This window comes from Granulosicoccus sp. 3-233 (assembly GCF_052681095.1).
Map to the genome: position 1 here is coordinate 261,136 of NZ_JBQYLE010000001.1, position 14,261 is coordinate 275,396.

General features: G+C 57.5%; 7 protein-coding genes and 1 tRNA gene. 5 read left to right on the plus strand and 3 right to left on the minus strand.

From position 1 onward, the window contains the following. Positions 1–2: 2 nt before the first annotated feature. A complete protein-coding gene (locus ACUNV4_RS01200; protein ID WP_430876653.1) occupies positions 3–2,870 on the minus strand; it encodes a sialate O-acetylesterase in 2,868 nt (955 codons plus the stop codon). 67 nt (positions 2,871–2,937) lie between these two features. Between ACUNV4_RS01200 and ACUNV4_RS01205 the strand changes: the two genes are divergently transcribed. The 5 genes from ACUNV4_RS01205 (at position 2,938) to ACUNV4_RS01225 (ending at position 9,599) form a co-directional block, all read left to right on the plus strand. After that, positions 2,938–3,013 (plus strand) — tRNA-Ala (locus tag ACUNV4_RS01205). 460 nt (positions 3,014–3,473) lie between these two features. Further along, positions 3,474–4,112 carry a substrate-binding periplasmic protein gene (locus ACUNV4_RS01210; RefSeq protein ID WP_430876654.1) on the plus strand — a complete coding sequence of 213 codons (639 nt, stop codon included), beginning with the start codon at positions 3,474–3,476 and terminating at the stop codon, positions 4,110–4,112. 1 nt (position 4,113) lies between these two features. Further along, on the plus strand, positions 4,114–6,333 hold the full coding sequence (locus ACUNV4_RS01215) for an ATP-binding protein (RefSeq protein WP_430876655.1): 2,220 nt from the start codon (positions 4,114–4,116) through the stop codon (positions 6,331–6,333). 362 nt (positions 6,334–6,695) lie between these two features. After that, positions 6,696–7,340, plus strand: a complete 645-nt coding sequence (locus ACUNV4_RS01220; RefSeq protein WP_430876656.1) for a substrate-binding periplasmic protein — start codon at positions 6,696–6,698, stop codon at positions 7,338–7,340. A 27-nt stretch (positions 7,341–7,367) separates the two neighbouring features. Further along, positions 7,368–9,599: an ATP-binding protein gene (locus tag ACUNV4_RS01225; RefSeq protein WP_430876657.1), complete on the plus strand. Its 2,232-nt coding sequence runs from the start codon at positions 7,368–7,370 to the stop codon at positions 9,597–9,599. A gap of 43 nt (positions 9,600–9,642) precedes the next feature. On the opposite strand, the gene ACUNV4_RS01230 is transcribed toward ACUNV4_RS01225, so the two are convergent. Beyond that, the gene (locus tag ACUNV4_RS01230) at positions 9,643–10,659 is read right to left on the minus strand and encodes a lipoate--protein ligase (RefSeq protein WP_430876658.1); all 1,017 of its coding nucleotides are present in this window, start codon (positions 10,657–10,659) and stop codon (positions 9,643–9,645) included. Between the two features lie 238 nt (positions 10,660–10,897). After that, the gene (locus ACUNV4_RS01235) at positions 10,898–13,702 is read right to left on the minus strand and encodes a bifunctional aconitate hydratase 2/2-methylisocitrate dehydratase (protein WP_430876659.1); all 2,805 of its coding nucleotides are present in this window, start codon (positions 13,700–13,702) and stop codon (positions 10,898–10,900) included. Positions 13,703–14,261: the final 559 nt, after the last annotated feature.

Below are 14,261 nucleotides of genomic sequence, written 5' to 3' on the forward strand. Positions count from 1 at the left end.
CTTCAGTTACCTGCTGCGCGAATCAGCGCGTCGTGGGTGCGTGCGCCCATCTCGCGAAGCGCGCTCGCCCCGAAGTGAACACAAGAGCTTTCGCCACAAGGATAGCCGTTGGCGGGGACAAGATCATCATTGAGTACGACCTCGCTGTGTGGCACCAGGCTTGCAATGTTTCGATGTACGGCATTCACCGTCAGCTTGCCCGGCGTGAACTTCGACAGATCACCACGTTCATCACTGCCTTGTGACATCGTGCCCAGCACGAAGGGGATATTGGCCTGCGGGCCACGTGCGGACTCGCCGCGTGCATCCGCTACGATACGGGTTCGCAACTCGGCGATCAGATTGCCGAGATTCTCCTCGTAGAAGGGAGCACATTCCTCCCTGGCATCGGTTTCTCCCTGATGCCAGAGAATGCCGCGCAGAATACCGCCACTGGCCTCCAGCGTTGCATTGATTCGTGCCAGTGCCCGGTCGAACAGCAGGGTATTGCCCAGCTCCGGCTGGTCCGTGGGCTGCGCGTTCCAGTGGGCGGCAGGTGATTCCGTGTTGCAGAATCCCGATCCGGCCCAGGCGGCAGGGACCAGGATGATGTTGCGCGAGGTATCTGGCAGGGCCGTCTTTGCAAAGCTCAGGTACATGCCGATACGCGTACCTTCCTTGGACAGAGTGTCGGGGTCCACCGATTCATGCAGTGGGTCCAGAGCCGTGACGAAAGCGGGGGTGTGAAAATCCGCGGTGATATCCGTGTAACTGGCACTGTCCGGATAGAGCTTGCTGTCGTTGCTGCGCACATTGGCCTGACGGATACGCAGATTCGGTTCGTCCAGACCGCCGGCAGCCGATTGCCTGGCCCCCTCTTCACTGAAGCCCACGGCATTGCTCTGACCGATGATCAGATAGACATCATCGCGGGCAACGGGTCTGACGGACACCGTGACACTGGCACTGACGCTGTGCTGCCCATCACTGGCGGTGATCGTGAAGCGTCGCTGCTGGGCGCTGATGGGTAGCGTATCGACGGCGAGCTTCAGGGTCAGGGCGCTTTGTGTCTCACCCATGGGCAGGGTCTCCGGTGCGAAGGCTGTCGAGATTCCCGCCTCGTCTGCGGCACTGGCAGCGCTGACACTCAGATCGATGGCCTGCTCGAAGCCTGGGTCACGGTTGAGAGTGAGCGGTACGCTGACACCCGTGTCGCTGCCTTCGACCAGTTCATGGGCAGCCGGGGCGATACTCAGTGAGAAGGGCGCTGCCGTGGGCGGTTCATCGCCCGAGACAATCAGCCGGATGCTCTGGCTGGTGCGCAGGTCGGTGTCCTGCAGATCGAAGGCGGTGATGGTGATGTCGTGGCTGCCGATGTCATCGACCGTGGGTCGCCACTTCAGGGAGCGACTGCCATTGCGGTTGTCGACAAACTGCACACCTTCCGGCGGGCTGCTGATCAGGATGCCCGCCGCACCACCATCGATATCGACCGGGCGCAGTACCAGCTCCCAATCCTCGCCAACGCTCAGGTACTGATCGTCCAGATCGCTGAAGAAGGGCGGTTGATTGGCATCGCCAAGCAGGTTCAGCGGGGCTGATTTTGCCGAGAAGTTGCCGAAGGAGTCGAAGGCCACGACGTTGTAGGAAAAGGCGGTACCGGCAGCAACGGTATCGCTGTAGCTGTTGCTGAAGACCGAGGTACGGTATTCATTGTTGCGGTAGATGTTGTATCCGGCCACCTTGACGCTGCTGGTGGACGGGGTCCAGCTCAACTGCACCTGCGTCTGACCGTTCGCGGTCGTGGTGTCGCCCGTGAGGCCTGTCGGCACGGAAGGCGGTGTGCCGGGGTTGGTTTCCTCACTGCCCTGGGGCAGTGTCAGTGACTCGGAGGCGGTGGAGAAATTGCCATCGAAATCGAAGGCCACAACCGAGAAGCGGTTGCTGCTGCCGGCCTCGACTTGACCGGTGTAGGTGGTACCGAATCGTGTTCCGATGTACTGGCGGTTGCGATAGATGTTGTAACCGGCCACGGCCTGGTCATCGGTGGAGGCCTGCCAGGTGACGGTCACGTTGTCGCCGGAATCGCCGGCACTGACCTCACCATTCAGCCCTGTGGGGGCACTCGGTGGCAGGGTGGTATCGACCGGACCGGGATCAGGCAGGATGATGCGTTCGGAACGAGGGGAGAAATTGGTACGGATGTCGATGGCGACCACATACCAGGAGTGCGACTCGCCGGCAGCGTTATTGCCCGTGTACTGCGGACTGCGTACGGTGGTCAGATACTGGTTGTCCCGGTAGACGTTGTAGCCCAGCACGGCTTCGTCATCCGTGGAAGGCTGCCAGCTCAAGGATACGCTGCTGTCGTCAACGCTACCGGTCAGCCCGGTGGGAATGGACGGCGGAATGGTCAGGTCATCGGGTACCAGGGATTCCGGCAGGGTCAGAGCCTCGGAGGCGGCGGAGAAGCGGCGAGGCTCGGCATCGAAGGCCACCACCTTGAAGGAGTACAGGGTATCGGGCAGCACCACGGTGGAGAAGCGATTGGTGCGGACCGTGTTGCTGTAGGCGTTGTTGATGTAGATGTTGTAGCCCTCGACACCGTCATCGTCGTCGGGGACATCCCAGCTCAGGGAGGCGGTGCCGTCCGTGATACTGCCTTGCAGGTTGGCAGGGGCTGCGGGAGTATTGCCGGCAGCCTGGACCACGGCAACGGCACTGAACAGCAGGGCGAGAGCCACGCCGGTGCGCAGCAGCAGGGGAGTGAGGAATCGGTGCATGGTGACTGTCAAGGGCTCCCGGACAAGGGGGACGGGGATGAGTGGCGGTAGTGTGGCTGCTTGTGATGGCGTGTCAATCTGCTCGTGATGATTTCTCTGCATCGTCATGCGATTTTTTTTGCGCATGATGCTTGACGACCCTCGAAAGAAGCCGTAAACTTTGCGCTTCCGTTGAGGGGCTATAGCTCAGCTGGGAGAGCGCTTGCATGGCATGCAAGAGGTCCGCGGTTCGATCCCGCGTAGCTCCACCACATTTTTTCTTTCCAGCACATTCCGAACATTTTCAGGCCTTGGCCTGATCCAGCATCGGTCGTATGCCTCAAGGCTCCCGATGATGTTCGTTGACACCTTTGCTGTAAAGCCTTCCGGCGTTATTCATCGAATCTGCTCTCCCTGAGGGGTGACCCGGGCCGGTTGAGTGACGGCTGGCCAGTCTTTCCTGGCCACCCCGACGCGCTTTACATCATCACCGGATACCCACTACCATGATCGCGTGGAACTGTCTTCACAGGCAGGTGCGGTGCTCGAACGGATGTTTGTCTTGGAAGCCCCGGAAATATGTTGCAAATGGTGCCCATGCCTTCTGGATTTACCCGTGTGCTCGCCTTGCTGGCTCTCACGTGTGTTTCCGTTGTCTGCTGGGCGCAGCAGGAACCGCTGACAGAATCTGAACCGCCGTCGATACGCGTTTCAGCCTCCAGAATTCCGCCGGTGATGACGCCCGCCGGCGATGGTTACCTTGACCGGATTCTGGTCACCCTGTTCGCGCGGAGTGGTATCGCGTTCGAACTGGTGATATCGCCACCACCTCGGGGCGTTGCGGACGCCGATTCGGGGGTGATTGATGCGGTCGTCGCGCCGTTTCCCGACATGAGGGAAGATTTTCCCGATCTGCTGCCATTGCCCGAATCGCTGTTGCCGACGAATATTGCAGGACTCTACACGCGAGAGGAAATCTCCATCAGATCGGTTGAGGATTTCTTCGATTATCGCCTGGGTTTTCTGCAAGGGTGGAGCAAGCCGGAGGAATTGTTCAGGGATCATCCTCATGTGACCCGGCTGCGCACGCCTCGATTGTTGATGCAGATGCTGGCCAATGATCGTGTGGATGTGGTGTACTTCCCGTCCGCACCGGGCCGCTATATCGCCAGTGAAATCGGTTTGCAGGGCCTGAAGGTGTCGGAATTTCATCTGGATCGACATCTGTATCTGCACTTCAACAAACGTCATGCGGAGCTGGTATTGCGTCTGCAGGAAGAGCTGGTGGCGATGAAGGAGGATGGCACGATGGCCACGATACTGCGCGGCTACGAAACCGAGCACCAGTTGCCGCCTGCACGAGCACAATGATTTGAGCATCCGATCCACTCTGAACCGGAGTCTGCTGCTGCCGATACTGTCGTTGGTAGCGATAGCGGTGGTTGTCGTGGGGGTCGCCACTTATCTTGCGGGAAACGCCCAGCTGGAACGGCGCATTCAGACATTGTCCGAGAGCAGTGCCGTCCTCTTCGAGGATCTGCTCTGGCAGATGGACTACGACACGCTCCAGGTTCTGCTCGACGAGTACGTCCTGTTGGGAGCCATCACGTCAGCGCATATCGATGCGGGGCTCCCGGAAGAAATCTGGGCAGGCAGCGAGCAGACGGGGCCGGATGGCTATCTGGTCTCGCGCGAGTTGCTGCACCGCTCAGGCGATTCGGTTCGACAGATTGGCCGGTTGACACTGGAAACGAGTCGCGATGGTGTCTGGGATCTGGTGAAATTCAGCGTCGCGGTAACCCTGCTTGTGGCTATCCTGGCGGCATTGGCGACGACATTCATCATTCAGCACCTTCTGAACAGGGGGCTGGTAGAACCTGTGCTGGCCATCGCCAATGGTCTGGACAGCTGGTTTGGGGACTGGCGGGATTTCCGGATTGATCTGGGCCGAGGAGAGAGTCCCGGGAAGCACCAACAGGATGAGCTGGACCGTCTGGTGGATGCGATTCACGGCATGCGCGATCAGATTCTGACGGCCGATCGTGTCATCGAGTCGAAAGAGGGTCGCTTGCTCAGTGCGGCGCGGATTGCCGGTATCGGCTATGCCACGTTCGAGCTCGAGACCGAGAATATTGTCGAATGCGATGAGATATTCGCCAGTATCGTTGGCCAGACGGTGGATGACATGCTGCGCTTCAATATCAGGCAGGATATCGTGGGCAAACGTGTTCATCCTGATGATATCGAACAGGCAGAGGCTATCCGTCAGCAACTTCGACAAGGCCTCGCTGCCGAAGGTGTGTTCAGAGTCGCCACAGCTGCCGGTGAGTACCGATATGTCAGGCAATTGTTCAGTATTTCTCCCAACGGGGAGGGGCAGGCAACGCGAATCCTGACCGTGGCTCAGGATGTGACCGAGCTGCATCACTTGCAGGCCACACTGATCCAGGCGCAGAAAGTCAAGGCAATCGGCAATCTGACGGGCGGGGTGGCACATGACTTCAACAATATCCTGGCAGTGATATCCGGTAATCTGGAACTGCTGGAAGACATCGTGGATGACCCGCTGGCTATCGATTATCTGCACACCTCGCAACACGCTGTAAATCTGGGTGCCGAGTTGACCCAGCAACTGCTGGCGTTCGCCCGCAAGCAACCACTGCGTCCCGAGGTGCTGGATATTGCAAGAATGATTCGAAAATCTCTGCCGCTCTTGCGCACCTCGGTGGGTGAAAGCGTGGATCTGGACTTCGTGACAGATGGCGGGCTATGGCGTGCCGAGGTCGATCCGACGCAGCTGGAAGCAGCAATCCTCAATCTGATCATCAATGCACGTGATGCCATGCCAGACGGGGGCAAGCTGACCATCGAGGCTGGAAATGCAAGACTGGACAGGCATTACGCTGATCTGCATGAAGAGGTTGAGCCGGGACAATATGTCTGCATTGCCATCAGTGATACCGGTGTTGGCATGAGTGAGGCCACGATCAGCCAGGCACTGGAGCCCTTCTTCACGACCAAGGATGTTGGCAGGGGGACCGGCCTTGGGTTGCCGATGGCTTTCGGGTTTGCAAAGCAGTCTGGCGGGCATCTGAAGATCTATTCCGAGCCTGGTCGCGGCACAACGGTAAAGCTTTATCTACCACGCATGAACGGGTCTCAGGAGGCAGCGCGTTCAACACTGGTGGGACGCTCGGCTGCGAGCCTGGAGGGTTTGCAGGTGTTCCTGGTGGAAGACAGCACAGAGCTTCGCGAGACCTTCACGACGCAGTTGCAGCAGATGGGGGCCGTCGTACATGGTGCGCCGGATGGCGACACGGTGTTCGCGATGGCGCTTGGAATACCTTGTATCGACCTCATTCTCTGCGATGTCATTCTGCCCAATGGCATGAAGGGGCCGGATGTCGTGTCAGGCTTGCAGGAGATCTACCCAGAGGCTGCAGTAGTCTACATGTCGGGTTATACCGAAAATGCCATCATTCATCAGGGGAGGCTGGATGAGGGCGTCATCATGCTGCAGAAGCCGTTTTCACGTCGAGATCTGCTGACGGCCTTCACCAGTGCCATGGCAGAGTGTAGTGCTGATGGCTGAGTACTGATGCGCAACTTGCGACGGTCTCGCCGATAAGCTGCGTTGCGCGACAGGCGATGAGGCGGTGTGGAGCCAATTCACCGGGTCGAATATTCGAACGATATACTGCTGCGTAGCACTGTAACGGTCAGCTTTACTATCATGCCTGATAACATACGTCTCCATGTACTGATCTCTGCCGTGGCGGGCAGGCAGCACTCGATCAGAAACTTGCAGTGGACAGGTGAGGCTCGTGATTCATGATCAGGCATTGCACATGGCTGGGCGGGTGTCTTCGCGTTTGCGCGATGGCCCTGCTGGTGTGTCTTTCCACCGAGTCAGTCTCGCAGGAAGGTGCAGCAGTCGATTCCTCACAGCCTGCCTTGAGAATAGCCATCGCGCGTAGTCCACCTCCAGGCAGGGAGCCTTACAGCGGTTATCTGGATCCAGTACTGAGAGAGTTGTTTGCGCGTGCCGGAATTCACCACGAACTGGTGACAATACCGGCAGCACGGGTATTCGGTGAGGCGGATTCGGGCAATCTGGATGCCGCGATATCGCCTGTTCGAAGCGCGGGTGCCGAATTTCCCCGCTTGCTGTCCATGAGCGAATCGATCCTGCCGGTCGAGCTGGCGGGCCTGTATACCCGGAACGACATTCGGCTTTCATCGGTTGAGGATTTCTTCGATTATCGACTGGCTCATATCAGAGGCTGGAAGCCCGCAGAGAAGTATTTCAGTGAACATCAGCGCGTGGAACTGGCGCGCAATCCAGGTGTGCTGATGAGCATGTTGTTGCATGACAGGGTTGATGTGGTCTTCTATGCAACCTATCCGGGCAGGTATCTCGCCAATGAGATCGGGCTGATGAACCTGAAAGTGTCAGAATTTCATGTGTCGATCGATGTGTATCTGCACCTGAACAAGCGACATGCCCGCCTGCTGCCGATCATCGAGGCAAGTCTTCTGGACATGAAAGCCGATGGCAGCCTGGATTCGATACTGGCCGAGCACGGTATCAGGCGATAGCGTTGAATCCGGGGAAACCACGCTGACATGACCATTCGCTCGACACTCAACAAGAGCCTGATACTGCCGATCTTTTCCCTGGTTCTGGTCGCGGTTGCGCTCGTTGCCATATTCACCCATGAAACAGGTAATGCTCAGCTGGAGCGGCGGATAAACGATCTTGCCGAAGGCAGTGCGGTTCTGTTCGAGGAATTGTTGTGGCAAACCGACCATGAAACCATCGAGGTACTGCTTGACCGGTATGTGAGTCTTGGCGCAGTGACCGCCGCGCAGATTACGGCAAGCAGTCCGAGATTCGATCTTCAGGTGGGTGAGCGGACTGCAGATGATGATTCTGTCTATCGCCATTCCCGCACCTTGTTGCACAGGGAGGCTGATTCGATTCAGCAATTGGGTACGCTCACGCTGGAGATGAGCCGCGAGGGTGTCTGGCAGACCGTCCGTGTGCACGTACTGCAGGCCCTTGTCGTAGCGACACTGGCGGTTATTGCAACCACCATCATCATCCAGCACTTGTTGTATACCCGCTTGATCGATCCGGTGCTGAGGATCTGCAAGGGTCTGGACAAGTGGGAAGGTGACTGGCACGACTTCAGGATCGATCTGGGACGAGGCAAGTCGTCCGATGCGGGTGAAGAGAACGAGCTGGACCGTCTGGTGAGTTCGATTCATGGCATGCGGGACCATATTCTGGAAGCCGACAGCATCATCGAATCCAAGGAGAAACGCCTGCTCAGTGCCGCGCGCATCGCCGGTATCGGCTACGCCTCTTTCGAGTTCGACTCCGGCCAGATCATCGAATGTGACGAGAACTTCGCGGGCATTTTCGATCTGACGGTCGACGAGATGCTGCAACTTTCCATCAGGGACGACATTCTTCGCAAGCGCCTGCATGCGGAAGATGTCGAACAGGGGGTGGAGATTCGAAGGCAGCTGCAGCAGGGCAATGCGACCGAAGGTGTTTTCAGGATTTCCAGTGACGCGGGCGAGTATCGGTACATCAGACAGCTGTTCGAAGTATCTCCCGTCGAAGAGGGGCCGTCCTTCGTGGTGCGTACTGTTGCTCAGGATGTCACGGAGCTCAGCCGCTTGCAGGCCACGTTGGTGCATGCGCAGAAGGTGAAGGCCATTGGCAATCTGACCGGCGGGGTTGCTCATGATTTCAACAATATTCTGGCAGTCATTGCCGGAAATCTGGAATTGCTCGATGAGCTCATGGACGATGCGTCTGCCCGGCAGTATGTCGCCACATCTCAACACGCCGTGGAGCTCGGTGCCGAGTTGACCCACCAACTGCTGGCGTTTGCCCGAAAACAGCCGCTACGTCCCGAAATCCTGGATCTGTCGCGGATGCTGCGTGATTCGCTGTCACTGCTGCGTACCTCGGTAGGGGAGAGCGTGGATCTGGAGGTGATCGCTGACGGTGGGTTGTGGTTGACAGAGGTGGACAAGACCCAGCTGGAAGCGGCCGTACTCAATCTGGTGATCAACGCGCGTGATGCCATGCCCGATGGCGGGAAGCTCACCATCGAGGTCGGAAATGCAAGGTTGGATAGAGACTATGCGGAGCGACATGAGGAAGTTCAACCGGGGCAGTACGTGTGTATCGCCATCACGGACACGGGCTGCGGCATGAGTGCGTCGATGATCTCTCAGGCACTGGAACCATTCTTTTCCACCAAGGACGTTGGCAAGGGCACGGGACTCGGTTTGCCGATGGCGTTCGGTTTTGTCAAGCAATCAGCCGGGCATCTGAAGATCTATTCGGAAGTCGATCGTGGTACCACGGTGAAACTCTATCTGCCACGCATCCATGCTCGGCAGGAAGTGGTTCGTGCCAGTTATGCAGGACCGTCAACCGCGCGGTTCAATGGCCTGCAGGTATTTCTGGTGGAGGACAATGAAGATCTGCGCAAGACCATCACGATGCAGCTGGAGCAGATGGGCGCCATCGTGCACAGTGCATCGGAGGGCCATGAGGTGCTCGACATGGCACGAGGTATTGCGCTCATCGATCTGATTCTGTGCGATGTCATCCTTCCCCATGGCATGAAGGGTCCGGAGGTGGTGTCAGGCTTGCAGAAATTCTATCCGGCGGCGACAGTCATCTACATGTCGGGTTACACCGAGAACGCCATCATTCATCAGGGCAGGCTGGATGAGGGTGTCATCATGTTGCAGAAACCCTTTTCACGGCAGGATCTGATAGCGGCATTTGCCAGTGCATCAGAGTCCGCTGATCCGGAGGCGGATACCTGATGGTTCGACAAGGCCGCCTGTCGTGAAGACTCGATCACCGCTCTCAGGCTATCGCTCCCATGAACCATGAACGAAATTCCTTCAGCGGATTCTCGTTGGCGTGATCGTTGGCAATCAGTAGCTCCAGGTGTGCACCCAGCTCAGTCTGGTTGTATCCCGAGCCCTTGATGTTTTCTGCCAGTTGTTCGAATGGAGAAGGGTCCAGGCTGTCGGTATACAGTCTGGCATCCTGGATGCGACCTTTTGTCACATTGAGAAAGACTTCAACCCCACCCCAGTTGAAACGCTCATCCAGCAAATGGGTGAATTCCGGGGTCTTGCCGAAATTCCATTCCCAGCTGCTGTAGCGTCCGAAGGTCTCATCCAGTCCCGGCAGATCGCAATGATCGTACGGTGACAGGTACTCGACATCCACGTCGACGTTGAAATGATCGAGGTAGGATTCAATCAAGGCGCCGCTGACAAGATCGTGGTTGATGCCCTGGCGGATCTGATCCAGGTTGGTCACTCTTGACCTGACCGAGGAGATGCCTTTTGCAGCCAGTTTCTTCGGGCTGGGGGTCAGATAACCGGCGAGCCGATTCAGGTCGGCGTGCAGCAGCAGGGTGCCATGATGAAATCCCCTGTCCTGCGTTTCCCGATAGGCCGATCCCGAGAATTTTCTCGGCAAATCACCTTCCTGCACAACCAGATCGTTCCGGCCGTTGGCCACCGCAGTGATGTCCAGATGTTTCAGGGCTTCCAGAACAATGTGCGTCGATTCCGTCTTGTCATATTCAGGCTTTCCGGCCATGAAGGTGAAATTGGTATTGCCCATGTCCTGAAATACAGCTCCGCCCCCGGTTCGTCTGCGGGCGAGCCTGACATTGTCTTCCTCCATCCGGGTTACATTGCATTCCCGCCAGGGGTTCTGCGCACGGCCGATGACAACGGTATCGCCATTGCGCCAGATGAACAGCACCCGTTGACGCGGGTCCATTTTCTCGAAGATGACTTCCTCGACAGCGAGGTTGAACCAGGGGTTGTTCGATGTCGAAACGAGGATTCGTGTCTTGTTCATGCCAGTGTCCATCAATCTGCTGAGGCTATTGTAATCAAACGAGAATGATTATCAATAACATTCGATTCGTGATGGGTTACTGTTGAGCGTGAGCGGCAACTGGGCCGCCGTTTGCAAGGGGCAGGGCAGAAACGAAACAGGCTACGCCCGCCCTCCGTCACGAGACGAGGAGGGTGGACGCAGCCTGCGTGGTCTGGTCAGACCGGCATCCGGTGCATCGCTCCGGATGCCGCTGCCTTCAGTGACGTGGCATGAACGTGACTGTGGATTGAGCCGTGTTCAAGGCTTCAAGAGGGGGGGCGAATTTTGTCAGGCTGATGCCATCGACCGCCACCTTGTACTCGTCGATGCTGGGCGTGCGGCCCAGAATGGCGGCGAGTACCACCACGGGTGTGGAAGCCAGCAGAGATTCACCCTTCTTGCGTTCGGAATCTTCCACGACTCGACCCTGGAACAGTCGAGTGGAGGTGGCCAGTACCGTATCGCCCTTGGCTGCCTTTTCCTGGTTGCCCATGCACAGATTGCAGCCGGGGCGCTCGAGATACATCATGTTCTCGTATTCGGTCCGGGCAGACTGCTTCGGGGCGTTGTCATCGAATTCGAAACCGGAATACTTCTGCAAAACATCCCAGTCACCTTCGGACTTCAGTTCATCGATGATGTTGTAGGTCGGGGCGGCAACAATGAGGGGGGCCTTGAACTCGATGGGGCCGTTCTTCTCTTCCCAGTTCCTGAGTACCCTGGAAATGATCTTGAGATCACCCTTGTGCACCATGCATGATCCGACGAAGCCGAGGTCAACGGCCTTGTCTCCCTCGTAGTGGGAAAGTGCACGGATGACATCATGCGTGTAGCGCTTGGAGATGTCCTCATTGTTCACGTCCGGGTCGGCAATCATGGGTTCAACGATCTGATCCAGATCGACCACCAGTTCGGCAAAGTAGCTGGCATTGTCGTCCGGTCGCAAGGCCGGTTTGTCACCGGATCGAATCTCGGCGATTCTCCGGTCAGCCCGGTCAACCAGTCCCTGCAGAACCTGGCCATCGTTGTCCATGCCTTTCTTGATCATGATCTGGATACGGCTCTTGGCAATCTCCAGAGACTCGATCAGCGTGTCGTCCTGTGAGATGCAGATGGAGGCCTTGGCTTTCATTTCTGCCGTCCAGTCGGTAAACGTGAAGGCCTGGTCGGCCAGCAGTGTACCGATATGCACCTCGATGACTCTGCCCTGGAAGACGTTGTCACCGAATGTCTTCAACATCTGCAACTGGGTGGCATGCACGACGTCGCGGAAATCCATGTAATCCTTCAGATTCCCCTTGAAGGTGACCTTGACGGATTCGGGGATGGGCATGGTGGCTTCACCGGTTGCCAGCGCCAGCGCCACGGTACCGGAGTCCGCACCAAAGGCTACGCCCTTGGACATGCGAGTGTGGGAATCACCACCGATGATGATGGCCCACTCATCCACGGTGATGTCGTTCAGTACCTTGTGGATGACGTCTGTCATGGCGTGATAGGCGCCTTTGGGGTCTCGTGCCGTGATCAGCCCGAAGCCGTTCATGAAGCTCATGAGTTTGGGAATATTGGCCTGTGCCTTCTTGTCCCAGACCGAAGCCGTGTGACAGCCGGACTGGTAGGCACCGTCCACCGTCGGAGAAATGACGGTTGCGGCCATCGATTCCAGCTCCTGGGCGGTCATCAGACCGGTGGTGTCCTGGGAACCGACGATGTTGACCTTGACGCGCGCATCGGAGCCGGCGTGCAGGACGACACCGTCCTTGACGCCCAACGCGTTGTTGTTGAAGATCTTTTCCACGGCAGTCAGGCCCTGACCGTCAACCGTCACTTCTCTGGAGGGAGCAAAGACCGGCACGGGCTCTGTGCCGAGCGTTTCTGCGGCAAAGCTCTGCAGCTTCTTGCCGAAGACGATGGCGTAGGATCCGCCGGCCTTGATGAACTCCATCTTCTGTGGTGTCAGTGCCGAGGCGATATCGACCAGCTCCTTGCCATCGGCATCGTAGAGTTTCTGTGTTTTCGTGTTGATGGTGAGCACCTTGCCCGTGTCAACCGAGTACACCTGCTCGAGAACCGGATCGCCGTTGTCATCCAGAACCGGCTTGCCATCGGCGTCGAGCTTCTTGACCCAGTTCTTCAGGTCAAGGCCGATTCCGCCGGTAACACCGACCGTGGTCAGAAAGATGGGTGAAATGCCGTTGGTGCCAGCGACAATCGGGGCGTAATTGACAAACGGGACATAGGGGCTGGCAGGCTTGCCGGTCCACAGCGCTACATTGTTGACGCCTGACATCCTCGAAGAGCCAACGCCCATCGTGCCTTTTTCGGCAATCAGCATCACACGCTTGCCAGGATGCGCCTTCTGCAGGGCCTGGATCTCGGTTTGAGCCGTTTCCGAGATCATGCACTTGCCGTGCAGCTCGCGGTCCGAGCGGGAATGCGCCTGATTGCCGGGGGAGAGCAGATCGGTGGAGATATCGCCTTCTGCGGCGATATAGGTCACCACGTCGATTTCTTCGTCGACCTCGGGCAGTTTGGTGAAGAATTCTGCGGCGGCGTAGCTTTCCAGAAGCTCCTTGGCGATCGCATTGCCCTGTTTGAAGGCAGTTGCCAGGCGCTCGGTATCGGCTTCGTACAGGAAGAACTGGGTCTTCAGGACTTCCATGGCCTGTTTGGCGATGGTTGCATCATCACCCAGGGCCAGATCCAGCAGTACCTCGACAGAGGGACCGCCTTTCATGTGTGACAGCAGTTCAAAGGCGAATTCCGTTGAAATTTCCTCGACGACGGCTTCGCCCAGAATGATTTCCTTGATGAACGCTGCCTTCACCGCTGCGGCGCTGGTGGTGCCCGGCAAGGTGTTGTAGATGAAGAAGTTCAGGGAGTCGGATCGGTGCTCATGCGTCGGATCCTTGATCTGAGCCACTATCTCGGCCAGCAATTCGCCACTATCGATAGGCTTGGGATGCAACCCTTGACCTTTTCGATCGTCAATTTCGTTTATGTATTCGAGATAAAGGCTCATGAACTTGTCTTCGAGGGATACGAGGAGGGGAGATTATACTTCTGAACGGCCATTCCCGGCTGGAACCGTCTCGGATCACCATTTTTCGCGCCAGATTCCCGTTTTTCGTGGTGCTGTGGCTTTGCCCTCTCTTCAGGATTCGACACGGGGCACGGTTTCAGACACAAATCGCCAGCGGCGCGGCCTAAAAGGCCGGTGCCAGCCGTGATGAACCGTGTCTCCGATCAGGGGCAGGTGGTGGTTGAGGCCTGTGTCGATAACGGAATAACCTGATAACAAATAGTTCTAAACCTTCGCCTTGCGCGCCCTGTAGGATGCCCTCAACTTGGGCGATAAGGTAACGGTGAGTGCCCCGATACAGGGCGGAAACACGAGTTTCGGCATGGGTATCGAGGTTCGGGCGACTGTCCGGCAATGTATCCTTCAGGTGTGTAGCCAATCACGGACGAGGGACATGAGGTGAGCAGCGCAGATAGCCTTCACGGGCAGATGCTTCAATCATCTCCTTGCCAATTCGTTCGGAAGTACACGTTACCCAATCACAGAACAAACATCAGGA

Excerpts from the sequence above, each read along its gene's own strand:
- ACUNV4_RS01200 (WP_430876653.1), bottom strand. The coding sequence starts at position 2,870 with ATGACGATGCAGAGAAATCATCACGAGCAGATTGACACGCCATCACAA.
- ACUNV4_RS01225 (WP_430876657.1), top strand. The coding sequence starts at position 7,368 with ATGACCATTCGCTCGACACTCAACAAGAGCCTGATACTGCCGATCTTT.
- ACUNV4_RS01230 (WP_430876658.1), bottom strand. The coding sequence starts at position 10,659 with ATGAACAAGACACGAATCCTCGTTTCGACATCGAACAACCCCTGGTTC.
- ACUNV4_RS01235 (WP_430876659.1), bottom strand. The coding sequence starts at position 13,702 with ATGAGCCTTTATCTCGAATACATAAACGAAATTGACGATCGAAAAGGT.